Below are 26,870 nucleotides of genomic sequence, written 5' to 3' on the forward strand. Positions count from 1 at the left end.
CGTTCTCAAACAAAGGCAATAACTTCCGGACTGGTATCTAAACCCACGTTGGAATCGCGCGATCATCATCCAGGCAAGTGCCTAATGCTGAGGTCGTGTCCGAATGTCAGACCTGACCCCGGCTTTGGATCTGGTCCCGGCTTTCTTCTTTTTTGTGGCTCTTGAAGTATCGCCAGGCGACGATCAGTGCCAGCAGTTGCATGAATGCGCACAGGTAGAAGCTGCTGCCGACGCGCCAGTCCGATTGCGGCAAGTGGCTCACGGCGCTGAGGATGCCGGTGCCGAGCAGCGGGGTGATGATGACGGCGAGGCTGCCGATCGCCTGCAGGGAGCCCATCAGTTCGCCCTGTTGCTCGGGCGGCGAGGATTTCGAGACGAGGCCCTGCAGCGCCGGGCCGGCGGCGTAGGCGAGCACATTGCACATGATGAAGACGTACATCATCCAGCCTTCGGTCGCCAGGCCGTAAGCGGCATACGCCATGGCGCCCGAGCCCAGGCCCAGCAGGGCCAGGCGCGGTTCGCCAAAGCGCCGGATCAGGATGCCCAGCAGCCCGGCCTGCACGATGACCGACGTCAGGCCCACGCAGAAGAGGGCGATGCCGTTGTCGCGCGGCGTCCAGTCGAAACGGAAGGTGGTGTACAGCACCCAGGTCGATTGCAGCATCATCTGGGCGAAGGTGGCCAGGAACACGGCGACCACGAGGCCGCGGATGTCCTGGCGCCGCACGAGGCGCATCAGCGCCGTGAACGGGTTCAGGCGCGCCCATGCGAATGGCGGGCGTGCGCCGGGTGCCAGCGACTCGGGCACGAAGAAGTAGCCATATATCAGGTTCGCGCCAGAGAGCGCGGCGGCGACGTAGAACGGCAGGTGCAGGTTGCTCTCGCCAAGCACGCCGCCGAGCATCGGGCCGCAGATGAAGCCCAGGCCGAAGGCGGCGCCGATCTTGCCGAAGCTCTTGGCGCGGTTCTCGCGGGTCGAGATGTCGGACGCGTAGGCCGAGGCCACTGACATGCTGGCCGACGACATGCCGCCGATCACGCGGCCGAGGAACAGCCAGGCGAGGCTTGGTGCCCAGGCAGTGACGAGAAAATTCATGCACATGCCGCCCATCGAATACAGCAGCACGGGGCGCCGGCCGACGCGGTCGCTCAGCGCGCCCAGCGCCGGCATGAACAGGAACTGCAGCAGGCCGAACACGGTGGCCAGCACGCCGTACCAGAGCGCGCGCATGTCGGCGCCTTCGACGAACTGCCCGACCAGCAGCGGCAGCACGGGCACGATCAGGCCAATGCCCAGCATGTCGATGAACACGCAGACCAGCACGAAATTGAGGTTGCCGCTGGACGCTTGCGGCACGGTGGTCGTACTGGTCATGGACACCTCGGCGGTTGGCGGTCGCCTATCTTAGCATTGCGGCAACGCCTGCATGCCGATAACAATTGATAGCAACCGCTAGACACCGCTCCATTCGGCTGCGAACTGCGCGCGGAACGTCATCAGCTGCTCAAGGCGTTCGCGGCCCACGGCGCGTGCGGCCTCGGTCTGCATCATGTCCGGCAGCTTGTCGAGCTTGACGACGATGTGGTCGAGCGCGTAGCGGCGATCGTCGTGCGCGCGGTCGTCGCCCAGCGGATCGGTCGGATGTGCCAGGCCGCTTTCCATCCGTCCCGCGATGTAGAACATGCGCGCCAGTCCCACCAGGCCCAGGCCGTCGAGGCGGTCGGCGTCCTGCACGATCTTTGCCTCGATCGTGGTGGCGGGGATCGCCGCAGAAAAGCTGTGCGCTTCGATGGCATGGGCGACCGCGTCGAGCTTCTCGGGCGGGAAGCCCAGCGGCGCGAGCAAGTCGCGCGCCAGTTCGGCCGAGCGGCGCGACGCCTGGTTGCGCGCGGGGTCGTTCTTCGGCAGGTTCACCAGGTCGTGCAGATAGCTGGCCGCCAGCACCACCAGGCGGTCGGCTTCCGGATGGTGCGCAAGCAGCGCCTGGGCGTTGCGCCAGACGCGGTCGAGGTGGGCGCCATCATGGGCGCCGTCGGTGCCGGCATCCTGCGCTGCCAGCGCGACGAGCTGCGTGCGCCAGACGGCGAAATCGGTGGGGTTAGCTTCTAGCATTCGGTTGTTTCCGGTAAGGGTAGCGCCGTGGCGCGCTGTGACAGCGCATCGGCTTGTGCATTTTTGTGACGCGGGATCCAGCGCAGCTGCGCCTGCGGCAGGCGCGCGAGCAGGGCGCAGGCGCGGTCGCGGTACTCACGCAGGCTCGGCGCACTTGCGCTGGCGGGACCATTCACGTCGTCGATCACGACCTGGCTGTCTCCGACCACCAGCACATCGTGCGCGCCGTGCGCCACCGCGGCGTCCAGTACGGCGATCAGCGCCAGGTATTCCGCTTCGCTGCTGCTGCCGTAGCCGGCATCGTGCGAGATCGCGACGCGCACGCCGGCCGGGCCTTCGAGCACGGCGCCGATGCCGCAGCGCCCGGGATTCGGGCGTGCCGAGCCGTCGAACCAGGCCCGCCACGCCGTCTTGCCGGCCCCTGCGCCCCGCGTGCGCGCTGCGCTGGCCAGCGCCGCGCGCCTTGCCGACTGCTGCGCCGCATGCAGGCGCAGCGCTTCGCGGTCGGCCAGCAGGTGCGCGAGGCCAGCCAGGCCGGCGCTGTGCGTGAGCGTGCGCGTGAGGGCCTCAAGTTCGCTCAGCCCGGCACGCGCCATCAGGCGCTGGCTGGCCGCCAGTTCGGTCTTGAATGCGGCGGCGCGCAGAAGGCTCAGGTCGTTCATGGCGAGAGCATAACCGATCTTGATTCGTTGACAGAAGTTAAGACTTTTGAAACACTGGACCGATGCTGTCCAACCTGAGGAGAAGCGATGCGTCCGTCCCGTCATGCAGTCCGATTGTCCCTGTTCGCCGTGTTCGTCGGCGCCGCGTCGATGCCGTTGCAGGCCAGCGCGCAGGTTGGAAAACCCGGCGAGCAGCCGCTGGCGAAAGCACCGCTGAAACAGGGCAAGCACGTCAAGCGCTACACGATCGAGCAGTTCATGGCGACGACCTCCGTGACCGGCGCCTCGTTCAGCAAGGACGAGCGGCAGATCCTGTTCAGCAGTAACGCGTCCGGCATCTTCAATGCATACACGCTGCCCGTCGGCGGCGGCACGCCGCGCGCGCTGACCACGTCCACCGGCGATTCGACCTACGCGGTGGGCTACTTCTACAACGACGACCGCATCCTGTTCACGCGCGACACGGGCGGCGACGAACAGAATCACCTGTATGTGCTCGAACCGGGCGGCAAGGAGCGCGACCTGACACCCGGCAAACTGAAGGCATCCTTCGCCGGCTGGAAGCACGATGGCAGCGGCTTCTACGTCGCCACCAACGAGCGCGATCCGAAATTCTTCGACATCTACCTGTACGACGCGGGCAGCTACGACCGCACGATGGTGTACCAGAACGACAGCGGCATGAATGTCTCGGACATCAGCCGCGATGGCGACTGGCTTGCGTTCGACAAGTCCAGCACCACGTCCGACAGCGACGTCTACGTGTATCACCTGCCCACGCGCACGATGAAGCACATCACGCCGCACACCGCGCCGGCCAGCCATTCGGCGGCGACGTTCGATCCGCAATCGAAGCGCCTGCTGTTGACGACCAATGCCGGCGGCGAGTTCACGCGCATCGCCGCGTATGACCTGGCCAGCGGCGCGACGAGCGATGTCGAGAAAGCCGACTGGGACCTCCTCGACACCAGCTACTCGCGCAATGGCGCGAACCGGGTCAGCATCGTCAACCGCGACGGCAGCATCGACGTGCGCGTGTTCGACGCCGCCGGCAAGCCAGTCACGCTACCAAAACTGCCGGGCGGCGAGATGCGCCAGGTGACGTTTTCGGCCAGTGGCCGCCTGATGGCGTTCTATCTGAATGGCGACCGCTCGCCGAACAATCTGTACGTGCACGACTTTGTCAGCAAGAAGACCACCCAGCTCACGCGCAGCCTGAACCCGGCCATCGATCCGAATGACCTTGTGGAGGCGGAGGTCGTCCGCTTCAAGTCCTTCGACGGCACGGTGATCCCGTCGATTTACTACAAGCCGAAAGGCGCGGCGCAGAACGCCAAGGTGCCGGCGGTGGTGTACGTGCACGGCGGACCAGGGGGACAGACGATGCGCGGCTACAGCGCGCAGATCCAGTACCTGGTCAATCACGGGTATGCGGTCCTGGGCATCAACAACCGCGGCAGCTCGGGCTATGGCAAGACGTTCTTCCGCGCGGACGATCGCAAGCACGGCATGGAGCCGTTGTGGGATTGCATCGAAGCGAAGACGTGGCTGGCGAGCCAGTCGTACATCGATGCCGAGCGTATCGGCATCATGGGCGGCAGCTACGGCGGCTACATGACGCTGGCGGCGCTGGCGTTCCGGCCCGAGGCGTTCAAGGTCGGCATCGACATTTTTGGCGTGAGCAACTGGGTACGCACGCTCGAGAGCATTCCGCCGTATTGGGAAGCGCAGCGCAAGGCGTTGTATGACGAGATCGGCGACCCGGTCAAGGACAAGGAATTTCTGGTCGAGACGTCGCCGCTGTTCCACGCGCACCGCATCATCAAGCCGCTGATGGTGATCCAGGGCGCGAACGATCCGCGTGTGATCCGGCCCGAGAGCGACGAGATCGTGGAAGCGGTCCGCAAGAACAAGGTCGACGTCGAGTACGTCGTATTCGACGACGAAGGGCATGGTTTCTCGAAGAAGAAAAACCAGACCGAAGCGAGCGCGAAGATCCTGGCGTTTCTGGACAAGCACCTGAAACGCCAGGCCGTGAATTAACAGCGTGGATCAACGACGATAAGGGTTGTCCGGACGGCTGTCATGGCGGTTGCGCACGCCGTCGCCATCGCGGTCCCGATCGTGGCGGTTGCCGATACCGTCATTGTCGCGATCGCGGTCGCGGTAATTCGGGACGCCGTCGCGGTCGAAGTCCGGTCCGCGTCCGCGGCCGTTGCCGTGATGCCGATCCCGATCACGGTCGCGGTGGTGGTCCCGGTAGCCGCGGTCGCGATCATAGCCGTCAGGGCCGCGCACATACACCGGTTGCGGGCCGTAGTGGTGGCCCGGGCCACGGTTCCAGCGCGACGGTTCCATCACCCACCGATTGCCGCGATGGTGCCAGCTCGGCGGCGCGTAGACGTAACCGGGGCGCGCCACGACGTAGTGCCCGGGCACCCAGTCATGGCGATGGCCGCGCCATTCCCAGTAGCCGGGCGCCCAGACGTGGCCGTGACGCGGACCGGGAATGCGCTCGTAGATGGGGGCGGGCGGGGCGTTGCTGATCACGACCGAGACATGTGGCTGGGCCTGTGCAGACAGCGGGATGGTGGCAGCTGCGCCAATGGCGATCAGGGCTGCAAGAATAAGCGGGGATTTCATGGTCGTCTCCAGATCCGTAAGCGGATAAGCGGAATATAGCAATCCGGGATCGGTGACGCGAAGCCTGAAGCAAGTTATTACATCTGACACAGTTTGGTGGCGTGATTGGTGGCGTGATCGGTCCACCTGGCCGCCGCGCGCCGCCTGTTGGCGGCGCTGCGACGACAAACCGAGGTCACAGCCGGCTCGCTGCGGTGACGGTGTCCAGTGCCAGCAGTTGCGACTTCTCGGCATTGCTCAGGCGCTTGGCGGTGACGGTCACGGTGGCGACCTTGGCGCCGCTGGCGATGGCCGCGCTGCTTGCAGTGAAGGCGTTGGCATTCGCGTCCGATACCTTGGCCAGATAGCCGACAGGAACAGCGATCAGGGCGGCGGCGATGAAGACGGCTTCCATGTGTTTGAGGACGTTCATTTTGCTTCTCCTTGGTGGTTAAGTGGTGTGTCGATGTGTGTACTGTAGGCGTGTCCCCGCAGGGCTTCCAGCAGCGTGCGACGAGCCGCAGAAAACGGGGGGTGAGCTGCATCAGGGCGGCCCTGACCATGCGCTTGCAGCGTTACTGCGCTCAGCGATTTCACCAGCCCTCCGCTAGTCCTGCGCAAGGGCGCATGGGCGCCACGCCAACGACTGGACTCGTGCATGACCGGCCCCTTCGCCACCCTGACCCGCAACATCGCTGCATCACGCACGGCGCGGCGGCGCGCCCGCAATCTGCGCCGGGGCTGGACCATCTCGCTTGGTCCCGCCTGGGCCTGGGCCGCGCTGGCGCTGGTAATGGGCGGCGCGGTCGCGCTGGCGCTGCACGCGCGCGCGTTGCCGAACGATGTGCAGGACGTCCCCGGCGCGCAGGCGCTGGCGGCGCTGCAGCCGCTGGCGCCGGGCCTGGAACTCATCGTGCCGACCGACAGCGGCGTGTCGCTGACGCAGCGCGGCGCACTGGCGCTCGTCATTGCCAGCGGCATGCAGGCCGGGCCGGCGGTCCGGGTCGACCTGTGCACACAGATGCTCGATCCGGCGAATGGACGGCTGCTGCCGCTGCGCGTTGGTTATCCATTCAGCGAAGCGGCCGCGCTCGCGCGCAGCATCAATGGACCAGCACGCAGCGTGCTGCTGGCACGCGACGGCTCCAGCATGCCGCGCATCGACATCACGGGCAATGCGGGCGCAGGTCTGGCCATCGCCTGGAATGCAGGGTTTGAAACCGCCAGCTGGATCAGCGATGCGACCGGCGGGGTGGCCACGCATGCGCGCCAGGGCCAGGCCGCGCTGGGCGGTACCGGTTGGCTGCTGTGGCGCGGCGAAGCGCTGCGGTTCACGCGCCAGCCAAGCGGCGCCTGCCCGCAGGCCGGTGAGCTGGTGCTGCAGCATTTTCAGCCAGGTCAACAGGCCGCAACGGCAGCGCTGGTGCAGGCCTTCCCGGCATCCGGCGCGCCGGTCTCGCTGCGCTTGCGTCCCGGTGTCTGGACCGTGCCGCTGGTCGCGGGCGCCGGCCTGGAAGACCAGGCGCTGTTCGAGGCGCTGCGGGCGCGCGGTCTGCTGCGCCTTGGCCGCGACGGCTTGATCGAACTGGCGCCGCGCGATTTGCTGGCCTGGCTCCAGGCCGACGAATCCGGACGAGCGCCGCTGCCCGGCTGGCAGCATTTTCAACTCGACGCCGGCGACCGGCGCCTGCTCGAACGCCTGCATCACCGGGCCGACGGCGCGTTCGTGCGCGAACAGGTGCGCGTGTTTAATAGCGAACGGCGGCTGGTGGCGTGGCGCGTGCGGCCCGGCGCAACGGCGATCTGGCAAGCAGCAGTGGCAGGCAGTCCGGCCGTGCGCGAGGCGGGCTTGCCACTGGCGGCGATGCGCCTGTTCGCGCAGTTGCCGCAAGACTGGGCGCCGTGGAATCGTGTCGGCGGCTGGGAGGGAGGGCGGCGTGACAGCCTCGTGATCCTCAATACAAGAGCCGAAGGCAAGCCGCTGGAGCTTCTGGTCGCCGGCCGCGTGCGCAGTGTGCTGGGCGCCACGGTGGCGGCCCGCGGCGTCTGCGACGGGCGCGCCTGTCCGGATGCGGGCGCCGTGGCGCACCTGCTGCTGTCGCCGCTGCCGGGCGCTACGTCGGTCAAGGTCGAGATCGAGCCGCTCGACCTGGCGAGATTGTCCGGCGGCGCCGACGCCGCCTACCGCCATCTGAAGGTCGAACGGGGCGCGCTCGCATGGCAGGCGCTGCCTGCTGGCCGCCGCAGCGTGAGACCCGCCGGCGCCGCGGTACGCCTGGTCGACCGTAACGGCGACCTCCTGTGGCAGGATGGCGTGCCGTCGGTCCAGGCCACACTGGCCGGCCTGGCGCCGCTGCTGGGCGTGCACCGCCAGCAAGACGGCAGCGTGGCCGGCATGCTGGCGCGCCTGGGCGGGAGCGACCATGCGGCGCGCCTGACGCTCGATCTGACGCTGCAAGCGCGCGCCCAGGTGCTGCTCGACTGCATCGGCCAGCAGGGCGGCCAGTGGGACGGGCGCGTTTGCCGTGGCGCCCAGCCCGCGCCCGCCGAGCGGCGCGCCGGCCTGGTGCTGCTCGACGCCGGCACCGGCGACATCCTGGCCGCTGCATCGAGTGGTGGAAATACTGCTGCGCCAGGCAACTGGCCTGAGGTGCGCGACTTCGACCGCGCCGACCCGGCGCGCAGCCCGTTGCGGATTGCCGCCTTCCAGCACGACGGCGGCGCTCACCGCGCGCCCGGCTCGACCTTCAAGGTCATCACCGCGCTCGGACTCGAGCAGGCCGCGCGCGGCGACAAGCAGCTCGACGCGCTGCTGGGCGGCTTGCCGTTGCCGCAGGTCGACCGTATCGCGGGCGATGGCGGTTATGACTTTCGCACCGATGCGCCCAGCTACCCGGCGGGTGGCACGCGCGCCCGCATCACCAATTTCCGCGACCAGATCACCGGCGCGCGCGCTGCGGACGGGCGCCTGGGTCTGGCCGGCGCGATGGCGCACAGCGTCAATACGTGGTTCGCCTGGACGAGTGAGCTGAGCGACCGCACGCTGCTCGGCCAGCCCGACGGCGGCATGCCTGGCGTTACCGCGCTGGAGCCGGGCGCGCTCGATGCAGTGCGGCCAGTGGCCGCGATGGCGGCGCGCCTGGGCTTTGGCCAGCCGATGCGGCTGGACGGCGGCTTGCTGCCGCCGGACTATCGGTGGAATGACTGGGATGCGCTGTCGGCGTCCGCGTCACAGCTCGATCCGGTCCACAGCCGCCATGAACTGCGCCAGATGGCGATTGGCCTGCGGATGCAGACGACGCCCCTGCAAATGGCACTGGTGGCGGCAAGCGTCGGCGAAGGGCGCAGCGTGACGCCGCGCCTGCTGCTCGCGCTCGACGGCCGCGATGCTGCGTCGAGCCAGGGCGCGCCCCTTGGTGTGCGGCTGGACCGCGTACGCGCCGGCATGAAGGGCGTGATCGACTACGGTACGGCAGCCGGTGCATTCCGCAGCCCGGCATTCGCTGCGCTGCGCCCCGGCCTGTATGGCAAGACAGGCACCGCGCCGGTCGGCAATGACGATCTGGCCACGGTCTGGTTCATCGGTTATCTGGAGCCGGGCAGCTTGCCGGGCCAGACCCGTCGGCTGGCATTTGCCGCCTTTGTCAGCCATTCGGCGTTGACGGGTGGCGGCCATGCGGCGCCGGTCGTGGCGGCCCTGCTGCAATCCATGGCTGGGCAGTCGTTGGAAAAGAGGCACAAATAGGGGTCTCCATCGCGCCTGAATGCTGTAGTTGTATGGCATGATCTATTTCACTGTGCAACACGTGCGCAGCGAAATCGAGGACGAGGAAGGTATGCGTTTACCGGGGACCCGGTATCAGGAGCACGGCTGGGAGCAGGTCCGCAAGTTGCTGGGTCAGTGTTCCCTGCAGGCGCTCGCCCGCATCGACCCCGCCAGTCTGCAGGGCGCCGATACGGACGCGTCGCTGGCCGCGTATGTCGAGGCGGTCGCGCCGATCCTGCATGCAGGCGGCACCCGCGCGCATGCCCCTGGCAACAGCTACGGCGAGACCACCGCCGAGCTGGCCCTGAGCCTCGTCTACGAATTGCAGGCGCGGCCCGCCGACTGGGCCGCACTGTGCACGGCCGTGGCCACCGAAGCTGCGCGCATCGGCCCGTTCTGGACGCAACCGGGCGGCGACGCGCTGCTGCGCAAGAAATTCAATGACCTGTATGCGGTGTTGCGCGACAAGGTCGACAGCGATCACTACCAGGTGGCATGCGGCCGGCCCTGCAGCCCGAACCGCATGTACGCCTACCGCATGCTCGACACGGCCTACCACGACATCGCGCGCCTGTTCGAGAACTGGCGCGAACATGCGCCGCAGGTCGGCGCGATCCTGGGCCGCAGTGTCGGGGCGATGCCAATCGAAGTGCGCCAGCTGCGCTCGATCGGCGACTGCAAGCCCGAATGGATCCTGCGCTGGAGCGAGAGCCTGGAAGCCCACACGGGCGCACCGGGGCCGTTGCACACGCGCTCGAAACGCTTCGCCAGCCTCAAATCGAATCCCGACAAGATCGGCGCAATGCTGCGCGAAATCGGTGAGTACGACGCGCTGTCGGCCAACCGCGACAGCGACTGGTTGCAGGACGCCGGCGCGGCCGATGCCTGGCTCGACGATTACTGGCGCGTGCTGAACGAGTCCGAGCAGGGCAGCACGCCGGGACCGGACCAGATCCTTGAAGCGCGCCAGGAAGCGCTGGACATCGATCTGGATGCAGAGCCGGATATCGACGCGCCAATGACTGCACCACTGACCTCCATTGCACCCTGCGTTTCACTTCCCCCCAACTACCTGGTAGTGGCAGCGACGGTCGAGGACCGCGCCAGCTGGGCGGCGCGCCGGATGGCGCAGGACAGCCTGCCGGTACGCCTGGCGGTGTACCTCAAGCTGCTCGGACCATTCGACGACTGTTACCCTTCCGAATGGTGCAACCCCGCCACGGGCGAATTGCCGACGATGGGCCAGTTGGCCCAGCTCGACGGCGTCTCGCTGCCAACCCTGCGCAAGCGGCGCGACGCCGCGATACTGCGCCTGAACGAGGTGGCTGGACTACAGGAGGAACAACGATGGGCATGACGAACCTGGATCGCAAACTGCAGGCCGGCGCGCTGCTGGCGCGCCGCGTGGAAGGCGATGGCCTGATGCTGGCCGACGCCATCCTGCTGCAGGCGCTTAACGGTAGCCGGCCGCTGACGCACGGCGAACGCGCGGTGCTGCAGGCGTCGCCCCTGACGCTGCACCGCCTGCGCCATCTGGCCGATGTGCGCCGCACGCAGCACATGACCTGGACCGGCAGCGCGGGGCTCCTGCGCGCGGCCGACAGCGGTGCTCCGCTGGACGTGCTGCGCACGGATGACCGGATGTGGCGCCTGCACTTCGTCGACCAGGGCGGGGTAGCCGGCGTGGTCGTGCAGCTCGATCTGGACGCGCCGGGCGCCGCGCTACTGCTGGCAGCGCGCGCGGCAATCGCCGTGCGCGACGGCGCCGGCAGCGTGATCGTACAGGGGAGCCTGGACGCGGACGGCGAGTGCGAAGGCCCGTGGCCGTTTGCAGCCTCACCTTCCTCACACTTTCAACGGCACGGGGCACGCTTCGATGTGATGCCCGTTCCTCCATCCACATAGTGCAGTTCCCGAATTCGCTCAAGGATAACGATGCTAGGTTCACTGTTCAGGAATCCCCTGCGACGCCCGCCACGGCAGGACGCGTTTGACGCGACCCTGCTTGGCAGCGCGGCAATCGCGTTGCCGGCGCCAGCCGGGATCACCATTCCTGCGCCGTGCGCCGCCGTGCTGGTCGACCGCGGTGGCCGCAGCCGGCGTCTGGCATCGGGCAGCCGCATCGCCGTCCTCGAAGGGGAAACCGCCTGGTGTGTCCATCCGGGTCCGTACAACTGTGATCTCGTCCCGTTTGCCGGCGCGCCCGAGATCGGCCTGCGCGTGAGTTTTGCGGTGGATGCCAGCGATCCGCGCGCCACGCACCAGCGTTTCGATCTGTTCCTGGCCAGCGAAGCGGGTAGCGTGGTCGACCTCGCGGGCTTTGGCGCGCTGGCGCAAACGGCGCTGCAGCGCGAGCTGGCCCAGGGCAACCTTGAACTGCCACCCTGCACGACGCTCGAAGAGTGGAACACGTTCCGGTCGGGCTTCAACCAGTTGATGTACACGCGCTTTGGCGTGACGGTCGACGATTGCGTGCCGGTCGACCTGGGCGCGGCGCACGATTATCCGGCGTTGCTCGAAGCACGGCTGGCGGCGCAGGTCGTGCCAATGACTGCGGCAGCATCGGCCGAACCAGCGGCTGCGATGCCGGCTGAAGCATTCGTGCCGGCCTGCGAAGATGCCCGCGCCTTGCGGCGCCTGTTCCTGGAACTGCCGTGCCTGATGTGTGCGGTGCGCATGGCCGTGCTGCCGGCGGATCAGGTGCGCTTTCGCCAGCACCAGGAGTTGCTGCGCCGGCTCGACCTGGTCAGCCTGTCGGTCGGCACGATGCCGGCGCTCGAACTGGCCGCGCCCGGCCAGCCACTGGCACCCGAGGAGCAACTGCGCCGCGCGCGCCACAGCCGCCGCGCCGCCGCCGCGCTCGACGAAGCCTGGGCGCTGCTGGCGCGCATGAAGGTCGCCGGCGAAGGGCCGCTCGACGTGCTGTTCGACGAAGCCGACCGCATCGTGGCCAATCTCGAGGTTGAAACTGGTGCGCGCCGTCTCACGCAGGTGCAGGACGAGGTGACGGCATGACGGCGCCGGTGCTTGAAGCGAGGTGCCGCAGCATCCTGCCTGACGGCAGCACTGTCACGATTACGGCGACACGCCGCCCGCGTGCGGGCCGCGCCGACGTCAAGTGCAGCGTGCCCGGTGCACCGGCGCAGGGCGATCGTATGCAGCAGGTGGTGCGCCTGGCGCGCCATACCGAGCCACGTTACGACAGCCGTGATCAGGTGGTGCTCAGCGCCGACCGCGCGCTGGATGCGGCCACGCGCGACTGGGAACTGGCTGCCGTGCTGGCCGACCGCATCGTGCGTGGCGTGTTTCAAGCGGCGCGACCCGTGGTGGCCAATGGCTGGTCCGACGCCTGGCACCTGGGGCGAATCGACGGCCGCGCGCTCGTCAATGTGCCCGACGGCGTGCTGGCGGGCGGCCCGGACGCCTTGCCCCACCTGGGCGCGCTGACCGGTCAGCCCGATCCTGGCGCAGCGACAGCCAGCGCGCGCACCTGGTTCCCGCTGCACAGCGGCGGCGAGCACGATGATCTTGGGTGGGTCGAGGTGAGCGTGCGGCCGCTGGCCAATGCGCTTGAGTCCGACGACGATGCCATCAGCGTGCCCGACCTGGATGCGCTGCGCCAGGGCCAGGTCCGGACCGTCCTGGCCGGCGCCCGGCATTTTGACGGTCGCGGTCAGGGTCAGTGGAAGACGACGGTGCGCTTTGGCGAGGCGGGCTTTTCGGGCGACTCGTACAGCCTGGCGCTGGTGATGGCCGACCGTATCGCGCGCGGCCGTGAATTCATGGCGCGTGGCAGGGTGATCGCCACCGGTACGTCGAGCGCCTGGCATGCGGGCAAGGTCGAGACCGTGGACGCGCTGGCGCCGAAGTGCGCGCTGATCCTGCGCGAAGCGGGGCCGGGCGACCGCATTTTGCTGCCCAAGGCGTGGGAAAGCGCGCTGCCGCAGGGCATGCGCGAAGCGCTGCGCGCGCGCGGCGCGAGCCTCGCCTGTGTCGAGCGCATCGGCATCATTTGAGATCACGGGTTTGACATCGCGGGCGTGCGCGAGCGCACCGCGGCCGCAGACAGTGCGCTGCTAGAATTGGCAGGTTCGACAGCGGGTTGGCAAGCAGAAAGCAAGAGAGAAAACGGAGTCAGCTATGTTGCACATGTTCGGAGTAAACGGCGCCAGCTGCCCGCGGTGCGAGCGCAAGAATGGGGCCGATGCGCGCTACTGCGCGGGCTGCGGCGTGATCCTGGGGGCGCCGCGCAGCAAGCCGGTGCTGGTCGAGAACCGCTGGGTGCCCGCGCCCGATGAACTGGCAGTGTTCTTTGGCCTGCGCGAATTGTCCGGGCTGTTCGTCAAGACGCTGCGCGTGCCGGCCACAGCGCGCGGCTTCATCCTGCAGGGCGACAAGGCGACCGAAGTGCCGCAGGGCGAATACGAACTCGAAGGCTTCTTCACGCGCCTGAACCATCTGCTGCGCGACCAGCACGCCGAAATCCTCGTCACGCGCACGACGGCGCTGCCGGTGCCATTCGAGTTCGACGACATCCCGACCTGCGAGCAGCTTGCGATTTCGGTGCGCTTCACGGTCAGCATCAAAATTGAAAACGTCCCGGCCTTTGCGCGCCACTTCATGACTACGCCCGGCACCATCGGCACGCCCGAGTTGCGCGAACTGCTGGCGCATCCGGTGCGCCAGCTGGCGCTCGAATTCATCGGCGCGCGCTCGATCCGCGAGATGGCGGCCGGCGGCGCGCTGCGCGAAGAACTCGACGAACGCCTGCAGGGTGGCCTCAAGCTCCTGCTGGCCGACTACGGCCTGGCCGTGACGAGCGTGCAGACGGTGGAGCTGCGCCACGACAAATACGACGCCAACCGCGCGCGCGTGGGCAGCATGTGGCTTGCGGCCGACGAGCAGCACGTGCAGCTGGCGCACAAGCGCCATCTGGACGAGCTGTACACGGCCGAAGAATGGCAGCGCATCAAGCGCAGCGAAGAAGAAGCGCGCCTGCGCATCCGCCGCGCCGAGCTGCGCCAGGACGACGCGATCGCACGCGCCGAGATGTCGCTGCAGGGCGCCGACCGCGCGCACGGCGTGCGTGCACGCCAGATCGAACTGTATGGCCGCATCCTCGAAGCGAACTCGCGCGAGCAGGCAATGGCGCAAGGCGCCGGTGAAGTGCTGGCCGAACTGCAGCACGAGGCCGCGCAAAAAGGGGCGCAGCGCGCCGACGAAGCGGCGCAGTGGCAGCACCTGCGCGCGCTGGCCGGCGTGCACATGCGCGCCGAAGTCGCCAGCGCGCAGCAGGAAGCGCAGCATGCGCGCCAGTCGGCGCAGCAGCGTTTCTCGCAGCAGTTGCTGCAGCAGCAGATCCGCCACAAGATCGATCAGGCGCGCCTGATCGAGGACGCGACGCGCCAGCGTGACGAACTGATTCGCCTGCGCGAGAGCGAAGCCGAAGCGGCGCGCCGCATGCGCGACATCGACGAAGCCGAGTACCAGGCGCGCTATCAGGCCCTGAAGCTGGCCAACGACGCGCGCCTGCGCGAGGCGGGCCGCACGCAGGAATGGGAAGACGAACAGGCGCGCCAGCGCATCGAGGGCGCCCGGCGCGGCGCCGGCAAGCTCGATGCCGAGGCCCAGCAGGACAAACTGCAACGCACGATCGAACTCGAAGCACTGCAGGCGCGCTCGCTGCAGGACGTGACACTGCACGCCGACGAACGCCGCGCCGGTCTGGGCGAGGCGGCGCGCGCGGGCGAGCGGGAACACGAGATCGCGCTTGCACGCCTGGCGCTGGAACGCGCTGCGGCGCTTGGCGCGATGGACGACACGGCCAAGCTGGCCCTGGCCGACGCCGCCAATGCCGTCGTGCTGGCCGATTACCTCAAAACACGCGTGCATGCCGACATGGATGCCGACCAGTTGACGGCGCTGGCCGGCGTGGCTGGCGCCGGCAAGGTCGACCTGGACCAGGCAGCGCGCGCTGCGGCGCAGCTGTTGCGCGACGAACAGGCGCGGCGCGAGCACGAAGTCGACAAGGACCGGCGCCACCAGCTCGACCTGTTGACGCTCCAGAATGACGTGAACAAAGCCGCACTGCATGCGCAGGCCGGCGTGGCGGGTGCGCGCCAGTGCGTGCGCGGCCACACCCTGCAACGCGACGATCGCGTGTGCGCCGCCTGCGGCGGGGCGCCGTCTGCCTGATCGATCAATGCAAACAGCCATCGACAAGATCCGCGAACTGCGCGCACTGCACGACGACGGCCTGCTGAGCCGGCAAGAGTTCGAGCTGCGCAAGAACGCGATCCTCGACGCGGCCTACCAGCCGGGCGAGCGGCCTGCGGATCCGGATGCGCTGTACGACGCTTCTTCGTCGGCATCTGCGCCTGCAGCGCGCCCGGGCACCGAAATCGGCCTGATGACGGGCCAGGAAATCGGCCCGCAAAACCGGCGCTACCGGCTCGAACGCCTGATCGCGCATGGCGGCATGGGCCAGGTATGGCAGGCGACCGACCTGGCCACGCATGCCGAGCTGGGGCACAGCGCCCAGGTCGCGCTCAAGATTCTGCCGGCCCATGCGACATCCGCCGCCAGCCACGCCAAGCTCCTGATCCAGGAAGCCACGCGCGCACGCCGCCTGGCGCACGAACACATCGTCCGGGTCTACGAATGGGCACAGGACCCGGCCACGTCGAGCTTTTTCCTGATCATGGAATACCTCGAAGGCGAAGACCTGGACGCCGTGCTGGCGCGCGAAGGCCGCCTGCCATTGGCGCGCGTGCTGGCCTTGCTCGACCCGGTCGCCGCTGCGCTGGACTATGCGTGGGACCGGCATCACCTGGTCCACCGCGACATCAAGCCCGGCAATGTGTTTGTCACGACGAAAGGCGACGTCAAGCTGCTCGACTTTGGCATCGCGGCGCGCGCGCGCGCCAGCGGCCCTGCGTCGAAGCTCGATGCACCGGCCACGTCCGGCACGGCCGGCTACCGCGCGCCGGAAGCCGTGATCGAAGGCCGCACACCAGAGCCCACGCTGGACGTGTATGCGGTTTCCGTCATGATCCACCAGTTGCTCACCGGCGTGCTGCCTGGCGAACCGGGCGGCACGGTGCCCGAGACGCTGGGCGCGCGCCAGTGGGAGGTGCTGCGCGGCGGTTTCGGACGCGATCCGGCGGCGCGCCCGGCCAGCGTGCACGCGCTCCTGGCGGCGATTCGCGCGGCGGCCGGGCCGTCCGCCGTCGAACAGGCGGCGCAGGATGCCCGCGAGCGCATCGAGCAGGAACGCGTGGCGCGCGAACTGGCGGCGCGGCGTGCGATCGAGGCGGAGGCGGCTGCCGTCATCAAGGCGCAGCAGGACGAACAGCGCCGCGTCCAGCTGCGCGAACAGCAGCGGCGCGAACGGCTCGAGGCCGAACAGGCACGCCTGGCGCGCAAGGAATCGCTGCGCCAGCAACTGCTGGCACGGCGCGACGAAGAAGTCGCCAAGACCCAGGCGGCCAAGGAAGAAGCCGCGCGCAAGGCCGCGCAACTCAAAGCGGCGGCAGCGTATCTGGCGCAGCAGAAAAAGGCGCGTGAGGACGCCGCTGCGGGCGCTGTGAGCGAGCCCGTCAGCCAGGAACGGGCGCCCGACGCAGCGGCGGCCGTGGCGGTGGCAGATGCGCCAGCGGCGGCGGCATCGGTAGCGGTAGCAGCACCGGTCGCCGACACCGGCATCCTGCGCGATGCCTTCATCGACGGCAGCGGCAGCGGCCCGGCGATGGTGCTGATCCAGACGGGCCGGTTCCAGATGGGCTCGCCCGAGCACGAGCGCCGCATCGCGATGGCGGCCGGCTCGCAAAAGAACTGGATCGCGCGTGAGACGCCGCAGCACTGGGTGGGCATCGAGCGTCCGTTTGCGATGGGCCGCTATCCGGTAACGGTGGGAGAGTGGCGCGCCTTCGCACAGGCCAGCGCCTGGCAGCCGGCCGGCGAGGTCGACTGGGCCGCGCCGGGGTTCCCGCAGACCGATGACCATCCGGTGGTTGGCGTAACGTGGTTCGACGCGCTGCAATACGTGGCGTGGCTGAGCGCAGCGACGGGCAAGCGCTATCGCCTGCCAAGCGAAGCCGAATGGGAATATGCGTGCCGCGCCGGCACCAGGACCGCCTTTAATACGGGCGACACGATTGCCACGACGCAAGCCAATTTCGATGGCACGTTCACCTACAACGGCGGGCCGCGCGGCAAGTTCCGGCATGGGACCACGAAGGTCGATACCTTTGCTCCGAACGCCTGGGGCCTGCACGATATGCACGGCAATGTCTGGGAATGGGTGCAGGACGTCGTGCACGAGAATTACGACGGCGCACCGGGCGATGGCAGCGCCTGGGAAACGGGGGGCGACCAGGTGCGCCGCATCCTGCGCGGCGGCTCGTGGCTGTACAACCCGCGCTATCTGCGCTCGGCGCTGCGCAATGGTTTCTCGGCCGTGCTGTCGAACGATATCGTCGGCCTGCGCGTGGTACGCGAACTGATGTAGACAGGACTGGAAAGCGCCGGGCGATCCGGTGTACAGTCAGGCATTCCCTTTCTTTTTTACGACACCTGCCATGGCCATCGCGCACCTGTTTCGATCCCACGATAAAGACCTGGGCGGCGGTTTCACCGTGCGCCGCATGTTGCCCGCTGCGGCCCGCCAATCCATCGGGCCGTTCCTGTTTTTCGACCACATGGGGCCGGTGGAAGCGCCGGCCGGCGCCCGCCACGATGTGCGGCCCCATCCGCATATCGGTCTGGCCACGGTCACGTACCTGTTCGAGGGAGCGATCATGCACCGCGACAGCTTGGGCACCGAGCAGCGCATCGAGCCGGGGGCGGTCAACTGGATGACGGCCGGCAGCGGCATCGTGCATTCCGAGCGCACGCCCGAGGATCTGCTCGAGCGCACGCGCCGCACGCACGGCCTGCAACTGTGGGCAGCGCTGCCGCGCGAGCACGAAGAAACGCCCGCTGCGTTCAGCCACACACCGGCCGACCAGATTCCCGAAATTACATTGCCGGGCGCCACGGTGCGGCTGCTGGTAGGCAGCGCGTTCGGTCAGACGTCGCCCGTGCCGACCTTCAGCCAGACGCTGTACCTCGATGTGCAACTGGCGCCCGGGGCGGCCATCGAACTGGATGACCTGCCCGATGAAACCGCGCTGTACGCGCCGTTCGGCACGATCGAGATCGACGGCGAGCCCGTTGCCGCCAACACGATGGCCATGCTCGAACCGGGAGCGGCGGTGCGGGTGAGCGCCGCTGCCGGCGCGCGCTTTGTCGTGATCGGCGGGGCGCCGCTCGACGGCAAGCGCTTCATTTTCTGGAACTTCGTCTCGAGCAGCCGTGAGCGCATCGAACAAGCGGCGCGCGACTGGGAAAACGACCGCTTCGTGCCGCTGGCTGGCGACAACGAACGCATTCCGCTGCCGCAGTGGCCGCCAACCTGGCGCCGCGACTGACCTTGCCGCGCGGCTAACGTGCGCCCGTCCGGTGCGGGCGGGCGTAATCTGGCATAACCCTGTACGTGTCAATACGAATGAGGTGATGCCATGAAAATTCCTGACCACCTGCGTGCGCCGGCGATCGTGTTCGCCCTACAGGCAGTGTTGCTGGCCGGTGCGGCGCTGGTGTTTCTGGTGCTGGTGCCGTCGTACGGCTGATCAGGCGCTGAGGGCGGCAGCAAGCAGGCTGCGGCGGTCGACGCTGCGGCGGTCGGCGCGCGCCTCGGGATAGGCCGTGGGGACAAAGCGCGCCGCGATGCCCATGCCGGGTTGTTGCACCCGATCGAGCGTGCCGCTGATGGCCAGCGGCGCGTCGCGGCCGCTTGCCCGGTCGCGCTGCCAAAAGCCGCCGTCACGGTGGAACAGCAGCGGCAGGGCGACGGCGCGCGGCATTGTCACTGGCTGGGCGCCAGCGCTGGCACCGTTGAGCGCAGTCTGGCCAACCGGCGGCACGGTGTCCGGCGCCATTAGATAAAAACACTCGGCGCGGGCGCCGGCGTCGAGCCGGTGCAGCACGACCGCATGTGCCAGCAGCGCTGTCACCTCAAGCGTGACGATGCCCTTGATGCTGGCCGTCAGTTCGATGCGCATGCCAACGCGCAGTTGGACAGGCATATGCTTGCCAGGCCAGACGCCATCGAGCAGCATGCCATAGCGCGATACGTCTTCGATCTCGAACCCGGCGCGGCTGCGGCGGATGATCGCATGGCGGCCCGACAGCCGGCGCGTCAGGCCGCCGGCTTCCATGCCGGTGTCGCCATGGTAGGCCAGCAGTACATCCGCATCGGGTGCGTCGTATTCAAAGCGGCCGAGCATGAATTCGTCGAGCGCGAACAGGCGCACGTGGCGCTGTGTGGCCGAATCGGCTTCGGCGTGCACGAAGCACGCGCTGTCGGTCAGGCACGGGTGCGCGGCGGGCTGGGCCGGCAGATCGATCTCGATCAGGTCTTCGTCCCAGGCAATGGTGGTCATGCCCATGTCGATCTTGCCGGTGCCGTTGCCGCCGTCCAGGTTCAGGTGGGCGATCGACGCATTGCGGGCCACGACATCGATATCGATCCGGCCGCCGCCAGGCGCATTGACGCGGGCGATGCCGGCGTCGTCGGCCGTGACGCGCACGTTCTTGTGCGTGGCGAGGAAGGTCTGGTGGATTTCACCCAGACTCGCATCCTGACGCGGCACAAGGATCACGGGCGAGCAGGTCCAGGTGCGGCTGGCGTCGGGCGCATGGGCATGGCGGCTGTGCAGTTCGATCTCGATGCGGTATTGGCCGTGTTCGAGGCCGCGCGACGAAAATTCGAGAAACAGCGGGCGCCAATCGCCGCGCGAGGTGCGCTGGAAGCAATAGCTTTCGCCGCCGTGCAGGCGCAGTGCCGAGTGCACGAGCATGCGCACGTCGGGCGCGCAATCCATCGGCATGCCACGCAGCTCAAGACGCAGGGCCTGGCGGCCACCGGCCGCGCGCGGGTCGAACCCGCTGATGTGCAGTTGCGGGCGCTGCAGGCTGGTCGACTCAGGTGCCGGTGCCGGGACGACCGTGTCACGGCGCGTGCGCACGGCACTGATCGTGTCGAAACTGGTTGGCAAACCATCGACCACCGCGTTTGCCGACGGCGGCAACGGCGCAGCGTGCGCCTGATACGCACCGGCCGCCGCCTCGGGCTGGGCATGCCCGTGCGCGCACCGCACCTCGCCGGGGGCGACCCAGACGGTGCAGTGCGGATGCGCGGGATTGCGGCAGCGATTCATGTCAGATTGATCAGTTTAGAAAGTTCGAAAACGGTATTGCAAGCTTACGCTGTTTTCAGCAGGCACGGCGCGCCGAGCTCGTTGCTTATCAACATTATTTACCTATAGCATCAAATTAATTTGCCATCTTTCCAACGTTCAATATCTGGCGCCGTCATCATGGAGCGGCAAGGCGGTTTCGTCGGCGTGGCGAGGCAGGGGGCGCAGCACGAGCGCCGTCAGATTATCGGGTTGCAGACCAGCAGGCGGCTCATGTTCCATCAGCCCGAACAGGCGCTCGACAAGCGTTGCCGCCGCCGGTGCATCGGCGAGCAGCGCCGGCCAGCGAGCGACAAACGCATCCGGTTGCGCGCATGACCAGAACCCGTCGGTGGCCAGCAAATACGCGGCGTCGGCCCGTATTTGCAGCGCGCGGCGGTCGGGCAGGTGGGCCAGCCAGCATGGCAGGTTAGCGGGCGTGAGGGCAAACAGCCCGTCGGAAAGACGCGACGGATCGGCAAACGCATTGCCAAGAATGAACGCCTGGGCAATCTGCGGCGCGTGGCGGCCATGGACTTCGCGCCACCAGTCGGCTTCGCCAAGCCGGCCAGCGAGTGCGGCGCCGGTGGCCGGTACGTGGTCGACCGTCAGCACCGTGGCCTGCTGCGCATCGAGTTCATACAGCCGCGAGTCGCCCACGTGATACAGCAGCGGCGCGGCGCCGGGCGGCAGTTCGAGCAGCGTGAGCGTGGTGCCGGGCCGGCCCGTCGCGCCGGTACCATCGGCAAACTGCGCCTGCAACATGGCGTGCAGGACATCGAGGTGGGCGGTCAACGCATCGGGTGTCGTGCAGGGCGGCATGGCGAGAAGGCCGGCGGCAAGTGCTTCGGCCGCTTCGCGCCCGTGGCCATGGCCACCCATCCCGTCGAGGACTGCCAGACGGCCATGTCCGGCGGGCCAGGCGGCGATTGTCGAGATGACCGGCAACTGGTCGTGCAGATGACAGGCACGGCCGTCGAAATCGATGACGACCAGATTGTCCTGGTTTTCGCTGCGGGTGGCGGGCCCCACACCCACGCGGCTCGCGACGGCGACATCGAAGGAGGGTGCAAAGCGAAAGTCGGCAAGCGTCGAAGGCATGGGCTGGGGGTGTGGTGGGATGATGACACTGTACTACTGTTTGTTGGCAAGTCATGCGCTGAACAGATGCCATTCTTCGCGCCACCCGAGGGCAATGAACCTGCAACCTGGAACATCGGGCATGGTATGTTGACGTTTCCATCACACCTTTCTCGAAACGCGCCATGGTCATCCGTCCCCTCGAGTCTGCCGACGTGCCGGTCCTGGCACCGGCCATGGCCGCGCTGCTGCGCAGCCTGGCGCTGGAATTCATCGTGCACGAATCAACGCCGCTCGGCGCCGCGACCTTCCTGGCCGAGAATGACGAGCATGCCATCCGCAGCTATCTGGCGCGCGGGTATGCCTGTCATGTGGCGCTCGATGGCGAGCGGCTGGCCGGCTTCGTCGCCATCCGCGACAACAGCCATCTGTTTCACCTGTTCGTTGGTACGGCCTGGCAGCGGCAGGGACTGGCGCGGCGCCTGTGGCACGCTGCGCGCGCCGCCGCCATTGCGCGCGGGGGAGACGGCAATTTCACGGTCAATGCATCGAACTACGCCGTCTCGGCCTATGAACGGCTTGGCTTCGTGCGGGTGGCGCCGACCCAGTGCATGAAGGGACTGTCGTTCAATCCGATGCACCTTGCCTGGGCGGGGGATTGACCCAGTCGGACCCGACCTGTGTCGCTGGCCATGTAACGTACTGTGCACTTTCAGTATATATTGCCTTGCGACAAAAGTTTTCGTTTTGGCAGCAGGTTACAATGGTGGTCGTCCGTATCGGTCGGACGTGAGCGGCGCATTGGCGCGCCGTGCTCGACAAGTTTTGATGATGATGATTCTGCATAACCTGATCCGCACACTTCCTGTAACCGTGCTGCCCAAGGCAGCACGGGAGACATGGGCATGAGCGCGACAGCGCCGTCGATGCCTTCCATTTCGCGCGCGTTCGGCAAAACCCTGATGACCACCATGGGCATGACCGTGGTGGGATTCATCTCCTCCGTCATTACCGCGCGCATCCTGGGTCCGGAAGGGCGCGGCTTGCTGTCGGCGGCCATCCTGGTCTGCTCGCTGTCCGCCGGAATCGCGCAGTGCGGCATGGGCAGCAGCTATCTGTATCACTTCGGCGCGGCGCGGCAGTTTCCGTATCTGCGCTTCTTTCTGCTGTCGCTGCTGAGCATCAGCATCTTTGCCACCGCGCTGGCTGCGGCTGGGCTGCAACTGAGCGATGCGGTGCAGCTACACCGGTTCATGTGGCTGATTCTGGCGTTTGCCGCATTCATGGCGAGCCAGATCTATGTGTTCTCACTCACGCAGCTGCATTCGGATCTTCACTTCTTCAACATCTTGCGGTTTACCCAGGTGTTCGGGAACCTGGTCCTGATGCTGCCCCTGGTGCTGTGGTTCGACGTGGTGACCTTCGAACAGATCCTCGCCACGCAATTGCTGATGCTGATTGGCGTCACGGTCATGGGCCTGTGGTGGGCGCGCAAGCACCGGATCTGGCACTTGAAAGTGGAGGTCAAGGACCCGGTACGGCCGTGGGACGTCGTGCGTTATGGTTTTCACCAGCAGGGCATCGGCTTGCTCAGCATTTTCCTTGTCAATTTCGACAAGCTGTTCCTGCTCAATCGCGGCACCATCCGCGAATACGGTTTTTATGCGCTGGCATTCACGACGTCACGGCTGATCGGCGCGGTGCAGGAATCGGCATCGGTCGCGTTGTTCTCGCGCTTTGCAGGCCGGGACGAGCAAGCGTTGAGCCAGGCGGTGCGCACGACGTTCCGGGTGACCTTCATGCCGCTGATGGTACTGGCCGCAATTGGCGGCGCGTTGTCGCCATGGCTGCTCAACCTCATCTATGGCAAGTCCTTCGCAGCGATGACGATGCCGTTTGCCATCCTGCTGTTCGAATGCGTGATCGGCGGGGCCAGCTGGACGCTGGCGCAACGTTTCACCGCCGCCGGGCAACCCGGGCTGGTGCTGGCGCGCCAGATCATCGCCGTGGTTCCCGTGCTGATCGCAATTCCGTTCCTGCCGCAGGAAAATAGCTATGTCTGGCTGGCCGGGTTGATGCTGGCGGGGGCCTGCTTGCGCCTGATCACGACGATCATTCTCGGGGTGCGCCGGCTGAGGGAGCCGATGCCCGACTTCATTCCGACCCGCAGCGACCTTGCCATCCTGCGCCGGCTAGTGACGCGCGCCAAGTAACTTGATTTTTCGGGAGTAGACTTGAGTAACCATCGTTTGATGATGCAGGATCTGCAAAACAAGCATGACACCATTCATGATTTGCTGAAGGGCAGAGACTTTCATTACATCGATATTCCGATGCACGACAATATCGGCGATCTGCTCATCATGCAGGGCACGCTGGCGTTTTTCAGATGGAAGCGCCTGTCGCCGCGCACGATATCGACCTCGTGGGCATTCGATCCGTCATGGGTCAAGCCGGGCGATATCCTGGTGTTTCACGGGGGTGGCAATTTCGGCGACCTGTACGCGAACATCAACGAGATACGCGAAGAGATCATCGCGCGCTTTCCGGCTAACCGCATCGTGATATTGCCGCAAACCGTGTTCTTTGCGAGTGAAGCGGCGCGTGACCGCTCGGTCGCCGTATTCCGGCGGCATGCCGATGTCCACATTTTTGTGCGAGATAAAGCGTCGCAGCAGATTGCGAATCGGTTTTCCGAGAACGTGTATCTGGCGCCCGATATGGCGCATCACCTGTATCCGATTGCCAGCGCCGGCAAGGCCAGTGGCGTGCTGCGCATCGAGCGCGTGGATACGGAAAAGCCGGTCGTGCCGGATTCGCTCAAGGATGCGCGATTCGACACGCGTACCGACTGGATCGAAGTCGTGGGCAAGGAACAGCGGCTGATCGCCTTCGCCTGGCGCATTCAGGCCGCCCTCATCAAGCGCGGCTGGCAAACCTGCAAGAAGCTGATCGGACCATGGTACTGGATACCGCTTGCGCAGCATTTTTCGTCCAGAGCCGTGGCCCTGTTCGCGCGCCATGACCACATCGTCACCGACCGCCTGCACGGCCACATCCTGGCGTGCCTGATGGACAAGCACCATACCGTGATCGACAACAGTTACGGCAAAAATTCCACGTACATCGACCAATGGACGGCGCACAGCGATCTGGTGCGACTGGTGAAGGTTTGACCGCATGCCCGCTTTTTTCCAAGGATCGTAACCCATGAGCACCTCCGCCCCGACCGTCCTGATCGTCGACGATGAAGCCAGGAGCCGCGATCGGCTGGCCGACCTGCTGGCGCCCGGAGGCTATGAAACGACCAGTGCCGCCAGCGGCGAAGAAGCGCTGTCCTCGGTCGCCTGCGAGGCGCCCGACCTGATCCTGATTGCGCAGACCATGACGGGCATCGACGGCTGCCAGGTGGCCAGCATCCTCAAGGCCGATCCGGCAACCGAGAACATCCCGATCATCATGGTCACCGGAGACGAGGACATCGGCACGCGCCAGGCCGGACTGGCGGCAGGGGCCGAGGAATTCCTGAGCAAGCCAGTCGATCCCACGGAACTCGGGCTGCGCGTGCGCAATCTGCTGCGCCTGAAGGACATGGGCGACCTGGAAGACCAGGTTGTCGTGCTCGAGCAGAAAATCGCCGCCCGCACCGCCGACCTGCTGCGCTTTCGCACGGCGATGAATGCGACGCCGGACGCCCTGATGCTGGTCAGCCGCGACACGATGCGCTTCGTCGAGGTCAACGACACCACCTGCGCGATGCTGGGCTACACGCGCGCCGAGATGCTGAGCCTGGGCCCGGTGGCCCTGGGCGCGGCGACGCATGATGAACTCGAAGCCATGTTCGAGCCCGCGCCGGGCGGCCGGATCAAGCCAAGGCTGAGCGAGGTCACGCTCCACTGCAAGGATGGCGGGTCAGTGGACGTTGAAATCCACCGCCAGGCCCTGTTGTCCGGCAACGACTGGATCATCGTCAGCGTGGTGCGCGACATCACCGAGCGCCGGGTCGCGCAGCAAATCCTGCAATATCAGGCCAGCCATGACGTGCTCACCGGCCTGCCCAACCGCGCCTGGTTCTACGAGGCGCTTCACGGCACGGTCCGGGCGACCCACAGCGCCAGTCCCAGCGTGGCGGTGGTGTTTCTGGACCTGGATCGCTTCAAGAACGTCAACGACACGCTCGGTCACGCCATGGGCGACGAATTGCTGGTGCAGTTCAGCGCGCGCCTGGTCACGTGCGTGGGCGAACGCGACACTGTCGCGCGCCTGGGCGGCGACGAATTCGGCCTGATCCTGATGCTCGACCAGGACCCGGCGCACGCGGCCACCGTGGCCAGCCGCATCGCCGAGGTGCTGTATCCGCCGTTTAATCTGCGCGGCTTCGAGGTGATCGTCACGGCCAGCGTGGGCATCACGGTCCATCCGCAGGATGGCGCCGACCCCGAGGTGCTGATCCAGTACGCCGACACCGCCATGTACGAGGCCAAGCAGGCCGGGCGCGACACTTACCGCTTCTTCACGGCCCAGATGAATGCCGATGCGCTGCAGCGCCAGGATCTCGAGCACGCGCTGCGCAAGGCGGTCGAGAACGAGGAATTCGAGCTGTATTACCAGCCCAAGCTGCTGCTCGGCGCGGACACCATCGTCGGTGTCGAGGCGCTGCTGCGCTGGGACCGGCCTGGCCACGGGCTGGTGTCGCCCGGCCTGTTCGTGCCGGTGCTCGAAGAGACGGGGCTGATCGTGCGCGTAGGCCGCTGGGTGATCGACACGGCCTGCCGCCAGATCAAGGCCTGGACGCGCCATGCAACGGGGGCGGTGCAGGTGTCGGTCAATATCGCGGGGCGCCAGTTCGCCGAGGGCGACCTGGAAGGCGATGTCCTGCGCGCGCTGTCAGAGTATGATGTGCCGGCTGCGCTGCTGGAACTGGAGCTGACCGAGACGTCGCTGATGATCAACACCGAGCGCACGATGCAATGCCTGAGCAATCTGCGCGCACACGGCATCCAGGTCTCGGTCGACGATTTCGGCACCGGTTATTCGAGCCTGGCCTATCTGCGCCGTTTTCCGATCGACAAGCTCAAGATCGATATCGCCTTCATCCGCGACGTGACTACCAATGCCGACGATGCCGCCATCGTCAACGCGATCATCACGATGGCGCACAGCCTGAACGTGCAGGTCGTCGCCGAAGGCGTCGAGACGCCGGCGCAGAAGGCCTTCCTGCTGGCGCACGGGTGCGACCAGATCCAGGGCTACCTGGTCAGCCGTCCGCTGCCGGCGCACCTGGTGACGTCGCTGATGGCGCTGCACGCTGCCAAGGTGCCGGTGTCTGCTGCCGCGTGACGGCAGGC

20 protein-coding genes are annotated in these 26,870 nt (G+C 67.0%); 13 read left to right on the top strand and 7 right to left on the bottom strand.

What is annotated here, in order from left to right:
* Window positions 1-106 precede the first annotated feature (106 nt).
* From AC56LH_RS06330 to AC56LH_RS06340, 3 genes are all read right to left on the bottom strand, one after another.
* Window positions 107-1,375 (bottom strand): TCR/Tet family MFS transporter, encoded by a 1,269-nt coding sequence (locus AC56LH_RS06330; protein ID WP_499644925.1) that lies wholly within the window; start codon window positions 1,373-1,375, stop codon window positions 107-109.
* A gap of 78 nt (window positions 1,376-1,453) precedes the next feature.
* On the bottom strand, window positions 1,454-2,113 hold the full coding sequence (locus AC56LH_RS06335; RefSeq protein ID WP_499644927.1) for an HD domain-containing protein: 660 nt from the start codon (window positions 2,111-2,113) through the stop codon (window positions 1,454-1,456).
* The gene (locus AC56LH_RS06340) at window positions 2,107-2,775 is read right to left on the bottom strand and encodes a ribonuclease HI family protein (RefSeq protein WP_499644929.1); all 669 of its coding nucleotides are present in this window, start codon (window positions 2,773-2,775) and stop codon (window positions 2,107-2,109) included. The genes AC56LH_RS06335 and AC56LH_RS06340 overlap by 7 nt, the downstream gene beginning before the upstream one ends.
* Window positions 2,776-2,862: 87 nt before the next feature.
* Here AC56LH_RS06340 and AC56LH_RS06345 point away from each other — a divergent pair, with 87 nt between their 5' ends.
* On the top strand, window positions 2,863-4,818 hold the full coding sequence (locus AC56LH_RS06345; protein WP_499644931.1) for a S9 family peptidase: 1,956 nt from the start codon (window positions 2,863-2,865) through the stop codon (window positions 4,816-4,818).
* 9 nt (window positions 4,819-4,827) lie between these two features.
* Here the strand turns inward: AC56LH_RS06345 and AC56LH_RS06350 are convergent, their stop codons facing one another.
* Window positions 4,828-5,418 (bottom strand): YXWGXW repeat-containing protein, encoded by a 591-nt coding sequence (locus AC56LH_RS06350; RefSeq protein WP_499644933.1) that lies wholly within the window; start codon window positions 5,416-5,418, stop codon window positions 4,828-4,830.
* Between the two features lie 175 nt (window positions 5,419-5,593).
* Window positions 5,594-5,830, bottom strand: coding sequence for a hypothetical protein (locus AC56LH_RS06355; RefSeq protein ID WP_183551622.1), 237 nt, complete (start codon window positions 5,828-5,830; stop codon window positions 5,594-5,596).
* A 225-nt stretch (window positions 5,831-6,055) separates the two neighbouring features.
* Here AC56LH_RS06355 and AC56LH_RS06360 point away from each other — a divergent pair, with 225 nt between their 5' ends.
* The 8 genes from AC56LH_RS06360 to AC56LH_RS06395 all read left to right on the top strand — a co-directional run bounded on the left by AC56LH_RS06360 (window position 6,056) and on the right by AC56LH_RS06395 (window position 18,633).
* The gene (locus tag AC56LH_RS06360) at window positions 6,056-9,142 is read left to right on the top strand and encodes a penicillin-binding transpeptidase domain-containing protein (RefSeq protein ID WP_499644935.1); all 3,087 of its coding nucleotides are present in this window, start codon (window positions 6,056-6,058) and stop codon (window positions 9,140-9,142) included.
* A gap of 37 nt (window positions 9,143-9,179) precedes the next feature.
* Window positions 9,180-10,520: a hypothetical protein gene (locus AC56LH_RS06365; protein WP_499644937.1), complete on the top strand. Its 1,341-nt coding sequence runs from the start codon at window positions 9,180-9,182 to the stop codon at window positions 10,518-10,520.
* Window positions 10,517-11,068 carry a hypothetical protein gene (locus tag AC56LH_RS06370; RefSeq protein WP_499644939.1) on the top strand — a complete coding sequence of 184 codons (552 nt, stop codon included), beginning with the start codon at window positions 10,517-10,519 and terminating at the stop codon, window positions 11,066-11,068. The genes AC56LH_RS06365 and AC56LH_RS06370 overlap by 4 nt, the downstream gene beginning before the upstream one ends.
* 30 nt (window positions 11,069-11,098) lie before the next feature.
* Window positions 11,099-12,178 (top strand): hypothetical protein, encoded by a 1,080-nt coding sequence (locus tag AC56LH_RS06375; protein WP_499644941.1) that lies wholly within the window; start codon window positions 11,099-11,101, stop codon window positions 12,176-12,178.
* Window positions 12,175-13,179 carry a hypothetical protein gene (locus tag AC56LH_RS06380; protein ID WP_499644943.1) on the top strand — a complete coding sequence of 335 codons (1,005 nt, stop codon included), beginning with the start codon at window positions 12,175-12,177 and terminating at the stop codon, window positions 13,177-13,179. Before AC56LH_RS06375 ends, AC56LH_RS06380 begins: the two co-directional genes overlap by 4 nt.
* A gap of 124 nt (window positions 13,180-13,303) precedes the next feature.
* Window positions 13,304-15,358 (top strand): coiled-coil domain-containing protein, encoded by a 2,055-nt coding sequence (locus AC56LH_RS06385; protein WP_499644944.1) that lies wholly within the window; start codon window positions 13,304-13,306, stop codon window positions 15,356-15,358.
* Window positions 15,359-15,365: 7 nt separating this feature from the next.
* Window positions 15,366-17,672, top strand: a complete 2,307-nt coding sequence (locus AC56LH_RS06390) for an SUMF1/EgtB/PvdO family nonheme iron enzyme (RefSeq protein ID WP_499644946.1) — start codon at window positions 15,366-15,368, stop codon at window positions 17,670-17,672.
* A gap of 70 nt (window positions 17,673-17,742) precedes the next feature.
* Window positions 17,743-18,633, top strand: a complete 891-nt coding sequence (locus tag AC56LH_RS06395) for a pirin family protein (RefSeq protein WP_499644948.1) — start codon at window positions 17,743-17,745, stop codon at window positions 18,631-18,633.
* A 201-nt stretch (window positions 18,634-18,834) separates the two neighbouring features.
* On the opposite strand, the gene AC56LH_RS06400 is transcribed toward AC56LH_RS06395, so the two are convergent.
* Together AC56LH_RS06400 and AC56LH_RS06405 are read right to left on the bottom strand one after the other, a co-directional pair.
* Window positions 18,835-20,424 carry an FHA domain-containing protein gene (locus AC56LH_RS06400; RefSeq protein ID WP_499644950.1) on the bottom strand — a complete coding sequence of 530 codons (1,590 nt, stop codon included), beginning with the start codon at window positions 20,422-20,424 and terminating at the stop codon, window positions 18,835-18,837.
* A gap of 138 nt (window positions 20,425-20,562) precedes the next feature.
* Window positions 20,563-21,543, bottom strand: coding sequence for a PP2C family protein-serine/threonine phosphatase (locus tag AC56LH_RS06405; RefSeq protein WP_499644951.1), 981 nt, complete (start codon window positions 21,541-21,543; stop codon window positions 20,563-20,565).
* A 164-nt stretch (window positions 21,544-21,707) separates the two neighbouring features.
* Between AC56LH_RS06405 and AC56LH_RS06410 the strand changes: the two genes are divergently transcribed.
* The 4 genes from AC56LH_RS06410 (at window position 21,708) to AC56LH_RS06425 (ending at window position 26,862) form a co-directional block, all read left to right on the top strand.
* On the top strand, window positions 21,708-22,184 hold the full coding sequence (locus AC56LH_RS06410; RefSeq protein ID WP_499644953.1) for a GNAT family N-acetyltransferase: 477 nt from the start codon (window positions 21,708-21,710) through the stop codon (window positions 22,182-22,184).
* A gap of 243 nt (window positions 22,185-22,427) precedes the next feature.
* Window positions 22,428-23,735 carry a lipopolysaccharide biosynthesis protein gene (locus AC56LH_RS06415; protein WP_499644955.1) on the top strand — a complete coding sequence of 436 codons (1,308 nt, stop codon included), beginning with the start codon at window positions 22,428-22,430 and terminating at the stop codon, window positions 23,733-23,735.
* 120 nt (window positions 23,736-23,855) lie between these two features.
* Window positions 23,856-24,698 carry a polysaccharide pyruvyl transferase family protein gene (locus tag AC56LH_RS06420; RefSeq protein WP_499644957.1) on the top strand — a complete coding sequence of 281 codons (843 nt, stop codon included), beginning with the start codon at window positions 23,856-23,858 and terminating at the stop codon, window positions 24,696-24,698.
* Between the two features lie 34 nt (window positions 24,699-24,732).
* Window positions 24,733-26,862 carry a two-component system response regulator gene (locus AC56LH_RS06425; protein WP_499644959.1) on the top strand — a complete coding sequence of 710 codons (2,130 nt, stop codon included), beginning with the start codon at window positions 24,733-24,735 and terminating at the stop codon, window positions 26,860-26,862.
* Window positions 26,863-26,870 lie beyond the last annotated feature (8 nt).

This window comes from Telluria sp. LT1R51-2 (assembly GCF_059685775.1).